The sequence below is a fragment of the Demequina sediminis genome (assembly GCF_030296675.1).
Taxonomy (GTDB): Bacteria; Actinomycetota; Actinomycetes; order Actinomycetales; family Demequinaceae; genus Demequina; species Demequina sediminis.
Map to the genome: position 1 here is coordinate 1532617 of NZ_AP027736.1, position 13182 is coordinate 1545798.

General features: G+C 69.6%; 8 protein-coding genes and 1 pseudogene. 5 read left to right on the forward strand and 4 right to left on the reverse strand.

The window, feature by feature from the left end; all coding sequences use genetic code 11:
• Positions 1-258: 258 nt before the first annotated feature.
• Positions 259-1722 carry a peptide ABC transporter substrate-binding protein gene (locus QUE44_RS07815; protein ID WP_350226814.1) on the reverse strand — a complete coding sequence of 488 codons (1464 nt, stop codon included), beginning with the start codon at positions 1720-1722 and terminating at the stop codon, positions 259-261.
• Positions 1723-2029: 307 nt separating this feature from the next.
• On the opposite strand from QUE44_RS07815, the gene QUE44_RS07820 reads away from it, so the two are divergent.
• Complete coding sequence (locus QUE44_RS07820) at positions 2030-3232, forward strand: DNA recombination protein RmuC (protein ID WP_286213952.1); 1203 nt, start codon at positions 2030-2032, stop codon at positions 3230-3232.
• On the opposite strand, the pseudogene QUE44_RS07825 reads toward QUE44_RS07820, so the two are convergent.
• Positions 3229-4211 (reverse strand): annotated as a pseudogene (locus tag QUE44_RS07825) (4-hydroxy-3-methylbut-2-enyl diphosphate reductase). The gene QUE44_RS07820 and the pseudogene QUE44_RS07825 sit on opposite strands and share 4 nt — an antisense overlap.
• A gap of 31 nt (positions 4212-4242) precedes the next feature.
• Between QUE44_RS07825 and xseA the strand changes: the two are divergent.
• Positions 4243-5523, forward strand: a complete 1281-nt coding sequence (gene xseA / locus QUE44_RS07830) for an exodeoxyribonuclease VII large subunit (RefSeq protein ID WP_286213953.1) — start codon at positions 4243-4245, stop codon at positions 5521-5523.
• Here the strand turns inward: xseA and QUE44_RS07835 are convergent.
• Positions 5520-6089, reverse strand: coding sequence for a hypothetical protein (locus QUE44_RS07835; protein WP_286213954.1), 570 nt, complete (start codon positions 6087-6089; stop codon positions 5520-5522). The two genes, xseA and QUE44_RS07835, sit on opposite strands and share 4 nt — an antisense overlap.
• Before the next feature lie 119 nt (positions 6090-6208).
• Between QUE44_RS07835 and QUE44_RS07840 the strand changes: the two genes are divergently transcribed.
• Genes QUE44_RS07840 through QUE44_RS07850 form a run of 3 tightly spaced genes read left to right on the forward strand, consistent with a single transcriptional unit; the run spans position 6209 to position 8812 of the window.
• Positions 6209-6460, forward strand: a complete 252-nt coding sequence (locus QUE44_RS07840; RefSeq protein ID WP_286213955.1) for an exodeoxyribonuclease VII small subunit — start codon at positions 6209-6211, stop codon at positions 6458-6460.
• Positions 6457-7380: a carbohydrate kinase family protein gene (locus QUE44_RS07845; RefSeq protein WP_286213956.1), complete on the forward strand. Its 924-nt coding sequence runs from the start codon at positions 6457-6459 to the stop codon at positions 7378-7380. The genes QUE44_RS07840 and QUE44_RS07845 overlap by 4 nt, the downstream gene beginning before the upstream one ends.
• Positions 7381-7423: 43 nt before the next feature.
• Positions 7424-8812: a class II fumarate hydratase gene (locus tag QUE44_RS07850; protein ID WP_286213957.1), complete on the forward strand. Its 1389-nt coding sequence runs from the start codon at positions 7424-7426 to the stop codon at positions 8810-8812.
• Positions 8813-9332: 520 nt separating this feature from the next.
• Here the strand turns inward: QUE44_RS07850 and QUE44_RS07855 are convergent.
• Positions 9333-13067, reverse strand: coding sequence for an immunoglobulin-like domain-containing protein (locus QUE44_RS07855; RefSeq protein WP_286213959.1), 3735 nt, complete (start codon positions 13065-13067; stop codon positions 9333-9335).
• Positions 13068-13182 lie beyond the last annotated feature (115 nt).

The window sequence follows — 13182 nt, forward strand, 5'->3', positions numbered from 1 at the left end:
GGCACGCGGCGTCGGGACGTCCGGCCGTTTCCGGACGTGCGACGGCCCGCCCCGCGGGTAGCGGGACGGGCCGTCGATCCGACTAGTTCTTGGTGATCTGGTAGAACAGCGGCACCGAGTGCCAGTCGAACACCACGTTCTCGACGGTCTCGGCGTAGCCGCCGGTCACGTTCGAGTACCACAGCGGGATGGCCGGAAGGTCCTGGAACAGGATCTCCTGCGCCTCCTGGAACTTCGCGTTGGCCTCGTCCGTGTCGGTCAGGGACGAGCCCTCCGCGAGCAGCGTGTCGAACGCCTCGGACGAGTAGTCGCCGTCGTTCGATCCTGCACCGGTGCCGTAGAGCGGGCCGAGGAAGTTGAACAGCGACGGGTAGTCCGCCTGCCAGCCGGTGCGGAACGGGGTCTCGATGACGCGGTCCGTGATCGACGTGCGGAACTCCGCGAACGTCGGGTACGGGCGCCGGCGGCCTCGATGCCCAGCGTGTTCTTGATCGAGTTGGCAACAGCGTCGACCCAACCCTGGTGGCCACCATCGGCGTTGTAGCCAATCTCGAAGGTGCCCTCCCACGGGGAGATGGCGTCGGCCTGGGCCCACAGCTCCACCGCGGTCTCGGGGTCGTACGCGAGCACCTCGGAGCCGGGGATCGAGTCCGACCAGCCGTTGATGACCGGCGACGTGAAGTCGGAGGCCGGGGTGCGGGTGCCCTGGAAGATCACGTCGGTGATCTCCTCGCGGTTGATCGCCATGGACAGCGCCTGGCGACGGAGCTTGCCCTCCTCACCCGAGAAGTGCGCGAGGCGCTCCGGGATGGTGAAGGACTGGAAGATCGCGGCGGGCTGGTTGACCGCGCGGTCGCCAAGGTCGGCCTCGAAGGTCGCGAACGCGGAGTCGGGGATGCCGTCGATCACATCGACGTTGCCCGCGAGGAGGTCGGCGTAGGCCGCGTCCTGCGTGGCGTAGAACGTGATCAGCAGGCCGTCGTTCTGCGCGACGCGCTCACCCGCGTAGTCGGGGTTGACCGCGAGCTCGATCTGGACGTCGTGCTGCCAGTCGGCCGGGTCCTCGAGCATGTAGGTGCCGTTGCCCACCGGGTTCGCACCGAAAGCCTCGGGGTCCTCAAAGAACGAGTCGGGCAGCGGGTAGAACGCCGAGTAGCCGAGGCTCAGCGGGAAGTCGGCCTGGGGCTGCTTGAGCGTGATCGTGAAGGTCAGGTCGTCGACCACGGTGAGGCCGGACATCTCCGGGACGGACTCGTCCCAGCTGAAGCCCTCGATCGCCTCGAAGAAGTACGAGTTCAGAGAGACCTCGGCGTTGGCCAGGTCCGCGCCCCAGTTCCACGCGTCCACGAAGTTGTGGGCGAGCACGGGAGTGCCGTCGGTGAAGGTCCAGCCCTCCTTGAGGGTGACCGTGAAGGTCTGCGAGTCCTCGGTGGTGATGGACTCCGCGACCTCGTTATGCGGGGCACCGTCGCCGTCGTAGTACACGAGGCCAGCGAAGATCGCGTCGATGATCTTGCCGCCACCCGTCTCGTTGGTGGCGCTCGGGATGAGCGGGTTCGCGGGCTCGGAGCCGTTGGTCTTGATGATGGCGTCGCCGGTCGTACCGCCGCCGGCCGAAGCCGACGGGTCGGTCTCGGAACCGGTGGACGAGCAGCCGACGAGGACGAGGGCAGCCGCGGACGCGACAGCCACACCCCCGAGCACGGACTTGCTGATCTTCACTATTCCTCCTATGTGCGCCCGCCTGAGGCGGGCTGGGATAGGCGTCGTCCCGGGTCTCGGGACGGCGACTGATGAGCACGCTGATGACGTGCCACCCTGCCAGGCTAGACACGTGCGAGTTAACGCGATGTTTCCTTGTGCCGCCTGGCGTGGTTTTGTGACCAAATAGTAACCACCGTGCGCAAGGAAGCGCTTTCATGTGGTCCGCGTCACAAGAGTGATGCGTGACGCGCAGGATTCTTGCGTCGCGTTTCCTTTGCGGGACCGACCTCCGTCCCCTGTCGGTGGCGCGTGGGACCGTCGTGGCATGGACACCCTGCTGATCGCCCTGCTCTGCCTCATCCTCGGTGCCGCACTCGGTGCCGCGATCGGGGCGACTGCCGCCACCCGACGCGCCGACGCCCAGCGCGCCGCGCTCCGCCAGGAGTTCCGCGCCCTGAGCGCCGAGGCCCTGCGGGAGAGCCAGGCGCAGTTCCTCGATCTCGCGCACGAGCGCCTCAAGCGTTCGGAGCAGCAGGGCGGCGCGACGCTCGCGCAGCGCGAGCAGGCGATCAGGGAGATGGTCGAGCCGCTCGCGCGGACCCTGGAGACGATGCGCAGGCAGACGGCCGACTCCGACCTCGCGAGGGCAGCGGGCCAGGCTGCACTGGCCGAGCAGGTGCGTCAGATGCTCGAGGCCTCGGAGCGAGTGGGCCGCAAGGCCGACGATTTCATCAACACGCTGCGCCGCTCGGACGTGAGGGGTAACTGGGGCGAGGTGCAGCTGCGTCGCGTGGTCGAGCTCGCGGGGATGCTCCCCCACGTCGACTTCGTCGAACAAGAGAGCGTGAGGGACGGCAAGGGCCGCGCGCTCCGCCCCGACATGACGGTGCGCCTCGCGGGCGGCCGCACGATCGTCGTGGACGCGAAGGTCGCGCTCGTGGGCCTGCTCGAGGCCTTCGAGACCGACGACGAGGCGGTCCGGGTCGAGCGACTGCAGGCTCACGCGCGTCACGTGCGCAGGCACGTCGACGAGCTCAGCGCGAAGCGCTACTGGGACCAGTTCGCTTCCGCTCCCGAGTTCGTCGTCATGTTCGTGCCCTCCGAGGCCTTCCACCAGGCCGCGATCGAGCAAGACTCTTCGCTGCAGGAGTACGCGTACGGACGCGGGGTGCTCATCGCCACGCCCACCACGCTCGTCGCGATGCTGCGGACCGTCGCGCACGCGTGGCGCGAGGACGCCCTCGCGCGCGACGCGCAGCAGGTGCTCGCGCTCGGCAAGGAGCTCTACGACCGCCTGTCGACCATGGCGGGCCACCTGAGCAAGGTCGGACGCGCGCTCGACCAGGCGGGCCGCGCCTACAACTCGACGGTCGCCTCGCTCGAGTCGCGCGTGCTCGTGAGCGCCCGCAAGTTCGGCGAGATGCAGCAGATCGCCGCCGAGCTGCCGCCCGTCGAGCGCGTCGAGTCCGACATCCGGCTGCTCGCCGCGCCGGAACTCACGTCCGGCAACGACGGTTCACACGACTAGGCGCGCAGCGCGCGCTCGGCCTCCTTGGCCTTGAGGTCGGCACGGATCTCGCGCGGCAGCGAGAACATGAGGTCCTCGGTCGCGGTCCTGACCTCCTCGACGGTGTCGAAGCCTCGCGCCGACAGCGAGTCGAGCACGTCGCGCACGAGGATCTCGGGCACGGAGGCCCCGGACGTCACGCCCACGGTCGTCACGCCGTCGAACCACTCGTCACGCAGCTCGGCCGCACGGTCGACCCGATACGACGCGTCCGCTCCGGACTGAAGCGCCACCTCGACCAGGCGCACCGAGTTGGACGAGTTGGCCGACCCCACGACGATCACCAACTCGCATGCGGGCGCGAGCTTCTTCACCGCCACCTGGCGGTTCTGCGTCGCGTAGCAAATGTCGTCGCTCGGCGGGTCCTGCAGCGCGGGGAAGCGCTCGCGCAGGCGGCGCACCGTCTCCATCGTCTCGTCGACCGACAGCGTGGTCTGCGAGAGCCACACGACGTTGTCGGGATCCGCCACCTCGAGTGTGGCGACGTCCTCGGGGAGTTCACCACGATCGTGTGGTCAGGCGCCTCGCCGGCGGTCCCCTCGACCTCCTCGTGACCGGTGTGGCCGATCAGCAGGATCGTGCGACCGTCGCGGGCGAAGCGAATCGCCTCCTTGTGCACCTTGGTCACCAGCGGGCACGTCGCGTCGATGGTCTGCAGGCTGCGCGCGTCCGCCGCCGCGCGCACCGCCGGGGACACGCCGTGCGCGGAGAAGACCACGCGCTCGCCCTCGGGAACCTCGTCCGTCTCGTCGACAAAGATCGCGCCACGTTCGGACAGCGTCTCCACGACGTACTTGTTGTGGACGATCTCCTTGCGGACATACACGGGCGCACCGTGAAGCTCGAGAGCCTTCTCGACGGCGATGACGGCGCGATCGACGCCGGCGCAGTAGCCGCGCGGGGCAGCGAGCAGGACACGCTTGGTGGTGGGGGCGGGCATGGTCTCCATCCTACGTGGCAGGCTGGGGCGCGTGACCGAGCCGACCACGCCCCCGCAGGACAACGAGCCGGCCCCGCACACGCTTCCCGCGACTGCGGCCGAGACCACGCCGGAGCGGCCGTGGCCCGTGCGCCACCTCTCCCCCAAGATCGGCGAGTTCGTGTCGCGCCTGCCCCCCGTGTGGGTCGAGGGGCAGGTCCTCAACGTCAAGCGCTGGCGACACCTGGTCTTCCTCACCCTGCGTGACACCGACGAGAACATGTCGCTCAGCGCGACGCTCCCCGCCAGCGCGGCCGATGCCCTGGGCACCGCCCTCACGGACGGCACCCGAGTCGTCATTCAGGCCAAGCCCGAATGGTGGACGCGATCCGGCACGCTCCAGCTCGCCGGCAGGGACGTGCGCCAGGTCGGATTGGGAGACCTTCTGGCACGGCTCGAGGCACTCAAGGAGGCGCTCGCACGGGAGGGACTCTTCGACGCGGACCGCAAGGTCGCGCTGCCGTTCATCCCCCGCACCGTCGGCCTCGTATGCGCGACCCAGGGGGACGCGGAGCACGACGTGGTCGAGAACGCAAGCCGACGATGGCCGGGGGTGACGTTCGAGATTCGCCGCGTCACGGTGCAGGGCCCACGGGCCGTGCCGGAGACGGTGGCCGCAATCCGCGAGCTCGACGCGCTTCCCGAGATCGACGTGATCGTGGTCGCGCGCGGCGGCGGGTCGTTCGAGGACCTCTTGCCCTTCAGCGACGAGTCGCTCGTGCGCGCGGCGGCGGCGTGCGCGACCCCGCTCGTGAGCGCAATCGGGCATGAGAAGGACTCTCCCCTGCTCGACCTCGTGGCCGACTACAGGGCCTCCACGCCCACGGACGCCGGCAAGCGCATCGTCCCCGATGCCGCCGCCGAGCGCGCGGGCCTGTCGAGAGCGAGGTCGTCGCTGGCCGGAGCGATGATCCGCACGGCGCGACGCGAGGCCGCGGCGCTCGAGGCACTCAGGGCCCGGCCCGTGCTCGCGCGGCCCGAGGCCATGTTGGCCCCCTTCGCGACCGCGCTCTCCCTCGCGACGGCGGCCTCACATCGCGCAATGCACGCGACTCTCGCGCAGGCGCGGTCCGAGACGGCGACGCTCGCGGCGACGCTGCGCGCCCTCAGTCCACAGAGCACGCTCGAGCGGGGCTTCGCGGTGGTGCGCACGCCGGACGGGACGGTCGTCTCGGACGCGACGTCCATCACCAAGGGCGACATCCTGCGGATCCGCCTGGCTCGCGGCGAGATCGAGGCCGTCGCACGGGGCCGCGCGCCGAAGCGCGCCTAGCGCTTGTCGCCCAACAGGATGTCGAGCGCGTCGGCACGCGAGCGATCCGCCATGGGCGTGACGGGAGTGCGCGCGACGGTGGGCTCCTGGATTGCGGGGAACGAGGGCACGGCCGGCGTAGGCGTGGGCGCGGGCTCGGCTGCGGCCTCCACGGCCGGTGCCCACGTGCCGTTCTTCGACTCGGACAGGCGCGCGCGGGCCGCCTTCGCGTACTCGCGGTGAAGGTGACGGCCGAGCTTGGCGATGAGCGACTCCGGCACGGAGGGGTTGTCGATCAGCGCGTAGACCACGTCGACGCTCTTGTCCTTCGCGAGGTCCTCGAGAAGCTCGATCGGGATGCCCTTGCGGCGGTTGCGTGCGACGCCGATGCGCACGTCGACCGCGGTGTCCTGCGCGAGCTTGAGCAGCGTCGTGAGCGGCGTGCCCGCGTGTTCGGCGACGGCAGCCCTCACCTTGACCTCGGGAGCGCGCGACAAGGCCGCGAGCTCGCCGTCCGTGACTCCCGCCGCGATCGCGCGCTGGGCGCTCTGCAAGGCCGTCTGCTGTGCACTGGTGTCGCTGAACATTCCCCACCCCATTGTGTAGTCGTTCGGTCGTACCCCATGAGAGGGCCCACGGGTGCGACTATGACGCGATTGTCGGCACGACGTGTGCGGTCCTTGAGCGCGCGGGTAGCGTACGGGTCATGAGCGACGCAGCATTCGACCGTCCGGTGGATTCCCTCTCCTACGAGGACGCGCGCGACGAACTCGTCGCGATCGTCGCGAAACTCGAGACGGGTAGCGCCACGCTCGAGGACTCCCTCACGCTGTGGGAGCGAGGAGAGGCGCTCGCGGCTAGGTGCCAGGCGCTGCTCGACGGCGCCCTCGCGCGCGTCGAAGGAGCGAGCGACGACGTCAGCGACGAGTCCGCCGACGACGCGGACGCCGACGCATGACCGAGCACGTCCTGGTGATTGGCGAGGCGCTCGTCGACGTCGTGGTGCGCGGCGACGGCACGCGGGACCTGCACCCCGGCGGGTCACCGGCCAACGTCGCGCTCGGGCTGGCCCGCCTGGGCCGCGAGGTCGATCTCCTCACGCATCTGGGGCTCGACGCCCACGGGGTGCTGGTCGCGGACCACCTGCAGGACAACGGCGTCCACCTGGTCCCGGGGTCTGCGGGACCCGGGCCGACCTCCGTCGCGACCGCGACCCTCGACGAGTCGGGCGCCGCGACCTACGACTTCGCCCTCGACTGGGACATCGCGCCCGGCGTGAGGATGCGCCAGCAGCCGCTCGCGGTGCACACGGGCTCGATCGCGGCCGTGATCGAGCCGGGGGCCACCGCCGTGCACCGCCTCGTCAAGGTGCTGCGCTACCACTCGACCATCACCTACGACCCCAACGCACGCCCCGCACTCATGGGAGAGCCCGCCGCGGCGCGCGGCGCGGTCGAGCGGTTCGTCGCTCTCGCCGACGTCGTCAAGGCCTCCGACGAGGACCTCGCGTGGCTCGCTCCCGGCGAGGCGGTGGACGATGTCGCGCGCGCCTGGGCGAGGAGCGGCCCTGCCATCGTGGTGGTCACCCGAGGCGGCGAGGGCGCCACCGCCTTCGTGCACGACGGACGCGAGGTCTCGGTGGCGGCTCCGCGGGTCACAGTGGCCGACACGGTCGGGGCGGGAGACTCGTTCATGTCGGGCATCATCGACGGACTCTGGGACGAGGCTCTCCTAGGCGGCTCGCGCCGCGAGGTGCTGCGCACCATCTCCGACGCCCAGCTGACGGCCGTGCTCGACAGGTGCGCCCGCATCGGCGCCATCACGGTGTCCAGGCCGGGCGCCAACCCGCCCACGCGCGAGGAGCTCAACCGCGCATAGAAGGAGGACCTCGGTCCCGATCGGTCGTGCCAGACTTGGCGGCATGACAACGGAGTTTCGCATCGAGCACGACACCATGGGCGAGGTTCGGGTCCCCGCCCACGCCCTCTATCGCGCGCAGACGCAGCGCGCCGTCGAGAACTTCCCCATCTCCGGCACCACGCTCGAGCGGCGCCACATCGAGGCGCTCGCCCGCGTGAAGAAGGCCGCCGCGCGCGCCAATGCCGAGCTGGGTGTGCTGGAGGCCGACGTCGCCGATGCGATCGTCGCCGCAGCCGACGAGGTCGCGGCCGGCGCTCACGACGCGCACTTCCCCGTGGACATCTTCCAGACCGGCTCGGGCACGTCGTCGAACATGAATACCAACGAGGTCATCGCGACGCTCGCGACGCGCTCTCTCGGCCGCGACGTCCACCCGAACGACCACGTCAACGCGTCGCAGTCCTCGAACGACGTGTTCCCGACGTCGGTGCATGTGGCCGCCACCGCGTCACTCGTGGGCGATCTCATGCCCGCCCTCGAGGTCCTCGCGACGTCGCTGGAGGCCAAGGCAGAGGAGTTCGCCGACGTCTTCAAGTCGGGGCGCACTCACCTCATGGATGCGACCCCCGTCACGCTCGGCCAGGAGTTCTCCGGCTACGCGGCCGCGGTGCGCTACGGCGTCGAGAGGCTCGTCGTGGCCCTGCCGCGCGTCGCCGAGGTGCCGCTCGGCGGCACCGCCGTCGGGACGGGCATCAACACCCCCGACGGCTTCCCGCAGCGCGTGATCGCCCTGCTCGCCGAGGACACCGGCCTGCCCATCACCGAGGCCCGCAACCACTTCGAGGCGCAGTCCGCCCGCGACGGACTGGTCGAGGTCTCCGGGGCGCTGCGCACCATCGCGGTGTCGCTCACCAAGATCTGCAACGACCTCAGGTGGATGGGCTCTGGCCCCAACACCGGTCTCGGCGAGATCCAGCTCCCCGACCTGCAGCCGGGGTCCTCGATCATGCCGGGCAAGGTCAACCCCGTGGTGCCCGAGGCGGTGCTCATGGTGTGCTCGCGGGTGATCGGCAACGATGCCACGGTCGCGTGGGCCGGGGCATCGGGCGCGTTCGAGCTCAACGTGCAGATTCCTGTCATGGCGCTGGGCGTGCTCGAGTCGACCCGCCTGCTCGCGAACGCGTCACGCGTGCTCGCGGAGCGCACCATCGACGGCACGGTCGCCAACGTCGACCGCGCGCGCCGCCTCGCCGAGGCCTCCCCCTCGATCGTCACTCCCCTCAACCGGGTGATCGGGTACGAGAACGCCGCCGCGATCGCCAAGCACTCCGTCAAGGCGGGGCTCACGGTCCGCGAGGCGGTGATCGACCTGGGCTTCGTGGAGCGCGGCGAGATCACCGAGGAGCAGCTCGACGCGCTGCTCGACGTCACCACGATGGTGGGCCGCTAGCCCCCTCGTCCTTCTGCGACTCAGCTGGGCCCTGTCCCCCCGGTTGGCGCTTGTTCCCCTGTCGCCCCCCTGTCGGCTCCGCCACACGTTTTCGCGGCTCCGCCACACGGGTCTCGGCGTGTCGCCGGCGCGTCGCGCCCGCGGAGGCCGCTGAGGGCCGATGCAGAGCTTGCGTGTGTGGCGGAGCCGCAAGTAGGTGCGGCGTGGCAGCTTCCGACCCCTCGCGGTGAGCGTCGGCTCCGCCACACGTTTTCGCGGCTCCGCCACACGGGTCTCGGCGTGTCGCCGGCGCGTCGCGCCCGCGGAGGCCGCTGAGGGCCGATGCAGAGCTTGCGTGTGTGGCGGAGCCGCAAGTAGGTGCGGTGTGGCGGAGCCGCAAGTAGGTGCGGTGTGGCGGAGCCGCAAGTAGGTGCGGCGTGGCAGAGCCGCAAGTAGGTGCGGTGTGGCAGAGCCCAGACGTGACTCGGGGCCCCGCCGGCGAGGAGATCCGGCGAGGCCCCGAGCATGGGGGTGGGGGTCGTTAGTCGAGCTGGTTGAAGCGGTAGAGGAAGGTGGCCATCGCGTCACGCTTGGTGTACGACAACGGCCTGTACTCCTGACCCGAGGGCGTCGACCAGCCGGTCGTGATGCCGGTCGACTCCAGCCACGTGATCTCCGTGAAGAACTCCGTCGACGACGCAGTCACATCCGCAAACGGAGACTCACCAGGATCCGTCCAGGCAGGCTCCCCCGCATACCGGTACAAGAACGCGGCCATCGCATCCCTCTTCACCGGAGCAAGCGGACGGAACTCACGCCCCTCAGACGTCTCCCAACCCGTGGAGATGCCCTCCTGGAACATCCACACAATCTCCTCATAGAACTCCGTCGACGTCGGCGTCACGTCCACGAACGGAGACTCGGCAGGAAGCGTCACCTCAGGAGAACCCGCATACCGGTACAAGAACGCCGCCATCGCATCACGCTTAATCTGCGCCAACGGACGGAACTCCTGACCAGACGCAGTCGACCAGCCCGTGCTAATCCCCTCCGCAGCAAGCCACCCAATCGCCACAGCATGCTCCGAACCCTCGACGTCGATGAACTCGATCGCGGGCTCCTCGATCGTGACCTCGATCGAGACCTCGGCGAGGGCGGGGTTCAGCTCCTCCGTGGCCGTCATGTCCAGGATCGGCATGCCGGTCGAGGTGAAGTGGACCAGCTTCGCGTGAGCGTTGCGGCGCGGGTCGAAGAGGCCGCCGTCGGTCGCGGTACCCGAGGGAACGTCCGTGTCGGCGTACGAGCGGGCGTGGTAGACGAGCACGGGGTTGCCGAACTCGTCGACAGTGAAGGAGTTGTGACCCATCCCGTACATGCCCTCGACATCGCCGGTGCCCAGGTAGGGGTACTGCGCCTTGTGCCACGACGCGGGGTCGAGCAGGTCATCGTCCTCGTCGGCCCACAGGAACGAGATGTTGTACGAGGTGTTGACCGCGGACGACGAGAAGGCGATGAAGATCTTGCCGCCGTGCTTGAGGACGGCGGCGCCCTCGTTGACGGGGGTGCCCGACTCGCTCTCGATCTCCCACGCGTACTCGGGCGCGGTGATCTCGATCGAGTCGCTCGTCAGCTGCAGTGGGTTGTCCGTGTCGACCGACGCCATGCGCAGCGTCGACAGCGCCCACTTGTCGGCCCAGATCATGTAGTCGACGCCGTCGTGCTCGAAGTGCGTCATGTCGAGCGCGAAGTTTCCCGTGAACGCGGTGGAGTCCGTGGCTGCCGGCTGGACGTAGCCAACCGTCTCCCAGTTCTCGGGCTGCAGCGGGCCGTCGCCGGAGAACTCGCCGCCCACGTACTTGAGGAGCGCGGGCTGCTTGTCCCACACATTCGAGTTGCGCGAGGTCGTGAAGAGGATGTACCAGTCGTCGCCGATCTTGGCGAGCTCGGGCGCCCACACGTAGGTGTTGAAACCGGGGTGGTCCGCCTGATGCCAGATGGTCACCTCCTCCGCCTCGGCGGCGTCGAGGCCCTCGAGCGTCGCCGCGCGGCGAAGCACCACCCGGTCGTAGCCGTTCGGGTCGCTCGCACGGAACATCGGGTACGAGCCCGTGAGGTAGTACATGCCGTCGTCGCCCACCGTGACATCGGGGTCCGCGCGCTTCCACGCGAGCGGAGCGAGGTCGGTGGTGGACAGCGGGGCCTGCACGATGCCGTCGACGGTGTAGGTACCCGGCTCGCCCGACTCGATCGCCGAGGTGTCCCACTCGACGCCCATCTCGACCGACTGCCCGCTCGAGTACCGCACGGTGGCGGACTCGGGCAGCGCGACCTCGCCAGCGGCCTCGACCGTCACGGGAGCGAACGCGTCGACCGACGTCGAGTGCACACGCTCGAGCCGCAGCTCGGTCGCGAGCGTGTCATACGCCTCGGCGCTGAGCCCGATCGCGTCGGTCGCGAGCGCGCCCGCGGGGAAGGAACCCGCAGTGAAGGAGGGCGCCTGGGCGACCTCGACGGGCTCGCTGAAGGTCACGAAGTCAGGGGTGGTGACCTCGTAGTTGACGTCCGCCGCGGTGTAGAGCAGCCGGTACGCGAGGAGCGCGTTGTCGTACTCGACGTCCACGCGGGTCACGCCCGCGGTCCCTGGCGCAAAGGTCACGCGACGCTGGTTCGCGTAGGTGACCAGGTCATCGGTCTCGAACACGTAGCCATCGTTGGCGGTCGTGCCGGGAATCGTGACGAACAGCCCGTAGCCCCCGTCGGGAGCGTGGAACGCGGTGGGCGACGTGATCTCGCGGTTGACGTCGGTGTTTACGTCCGCCGCGGAGGGGAAGAGCACGCCCTTGTTGTCGTTGAGCGCGGAGAAGGTCTCGCCGTCCTCGGACAGCGCAAGGTGCACACTCGCCGTGTCGTCGTTGGTCTGCGGCGTGCGGATGTACGTGCCTAGGTAGCCGGCGACCTCCGCCAGCACGGTGACCGGGTACGTGCGCACCGCGGTGAGTCCGTCGTTGGCAAACGTCGCCGTGAGGACCACGTCCTCATCGGTCGCGGCGCGAGCAACCTCGCCTGCGGCGGACACGATGACTGGAGCGGAGGACTCCCACGTCACCGCGGCGCCCTCCACGTCCGTCGCCAGCGTGATGTCGTCCCACAGCACCGAGACGCCCAGGTCGAAGCCGTCCGCGATCCGGTCGAGCTCCGCCTGCGGGTTGTCCGCGATCACCGTGACGTCGAACGTGCGCACCAGCTCCTGACCCGCGAGCGTCAGCGTCGCGGTGAGCGTCACGGCGGCGTTGACGTCGGTCGGCCGGTTCACCACCCCGTCGAGGCCGATCACGGCGGGGTTGGAGGTCTCCCACACGATGCTCGAACCGCTCTGCCCCGTCGCGGGCAGGGTCACGTCGCCGGTGATGCCCAGCGGGTCGAAGCCCAGCGCGTCGGCATCGGCCTCGAGGGCGGCCGTGATGACGGATGGGTCGTCCACGCCGTCGTAGTAGGACGCGAGAACGTCCTCGTCCGACAGCGCTGCGGTGTACACCCGGACGTCCCGCACGTCGCCGTTGTAGTACGGATCGGCGTACGAGGAGCGGCCGATATAGCTCACGAGGTTGGGGCCGAAGTCGGTCACGGTCCGCGTGGTCGCCACCGTGCCCACCGGCTCGCCATTGAAGTAGCCGGTGATCGACGTGGGCGTGATCACCGTCGTGTAGAGGCTCCACTCGTTCGCCGGGGTCACCGGGCCAGCGACGCCAAAGGCCGAGTTGGTCGGGCTGATGCCGTACTCGGTGCTCCACGGCGACGACGGCGAGCTCCCGTTGGTCACGACGGTCTTGAAGCGTCCCGCGGGGTTCCTGGGGTTGAGCAGCCAGTACTGGGCCGGCGGGTTCGCGGAGGAGCCGAAGAACATCGCGGCGTAGTTGCCCGAGCCCGTGCGGTTGCGCAGCCATGTCGAGATCGTCAGCGTGTCCTCGCCGTCGAAGGTGCCCGTGGGGATCCGCACGTGCCCGGCGCCGGAGGAACTGCCGCCGCCCGGCAGGGTCAAGACGCCCGCCTCGGTGTCGACCGCGGCGCCCGTGCCGAGCACGGTGCCGTCGTTCCCGTTGCCCGACACGTCGGACACGAGAGAGTCGGCGATCGAGTCGGAGAAGTCGTAGTGGAGGAGGAGGTCGGCCTCATGCGGCTCGAGGACATCCGCGGCGGCGGGACCCGCCGACACGAGGATGCTCGCGGCAAGCGAGGCGAGGGCGGCGGCCGCGAGGCCAGGGCGGGACAGGTGCATCGTCGATCCTCACATCATTGTGGTGGTCCGTTGTCACGCAAGTTAGCGCTCACAACCGAGCGTGTCAACGTCAACATTGGAGCCGGATTTGTGGGGTCCAGGCACTTATCTCGGC